The organism is Stenotrophomonas sp. HMSC10F07, from assembly GCF_001807895.1.
Classification (GTDB): domain Bacteria; phylum Pseudomonadota; class Gammaproteobacteria; order Xanthomonadales; family Xanthomonadaceae; genus Stenotrophomonas; species Stenotrophomonas sepilia.
Window position 1 is genome coordinate 1 of sequence record NZ_KV791330.1, and the last position, 751, is coordinate 751.

Here is a 751-nt window from a genome sequence, read left to right on the forward strand (position 1 = left end):
GCCACCGGGCTGCCACCTATCTGCGAATATGCCATGAAGCTACCCAAGGTGCCCTGGAAGAACATGGCCGCCATTGGGGGCGCAGTCAGAATCAAGGTCGTCAGGATCAATCCCATGCCGCCCTGCTGCATCGCCTGACTGGTCATACCGTCACTGGACGCGCCCATGAGCGGGAACTTGTTCACAAGCGCTGTCATCCAGAACGAGGCCGACACGCGGATCACCATGTCCAGCGCGATCGAGACCATCGCCGCCAGCACCGCCATGGAGAACATGGTTCCAATGCCGTAGAACAGCCATCGCTGGAACAACTGCTTGGTCTGATCGAACAGCAGGCACAGAATGAACAGTGGTCCCAAGCCGATGAACAGGGCCATGGCGACCTCATACAGCAGCAACATGGAACCTGCCGTCACTGCAGGTCCGCCCGTGCCCAGGCCGATGAACCACATCGCACGGGTCTTGTCAGCCTGCAGTTCGGGATCATTGAGAATCTTGATCCCATCGATGCTGGACAGCGCCACCTGCATCCAGGCAAGGCTCTTGTCGATCTGCGCCTCGGGCTTCTCGTCCTTGCCGGTCACAACGTGCGTGATCAGCCCCTTCACGTCTTCCGTCAGGAATTCATGGAGGTCGCGACCGAACATGCCCATGCTCGTCGCCACCGCCACGATCAGGGCGGCGCGCGCCATGTTGGTCACAAGGATCATCATCGAGTCCCGGCTGCGGCCGGTGACGATCCGATAGCCCT

General features: G+C 60.3%; 1 protein-coding gene. It reads right to left on the minus strand.

Annotated features, from left to right (window positions below; all coding sequences use genetic code 11):
- On the minus strand, positions 1–751 hold a 751-nt coding region (locus tag HMPREF3114_RS02595; RefSeq protein WP_070488973.1), incomplete at both ends, for a TrbL/VirB6 family protein.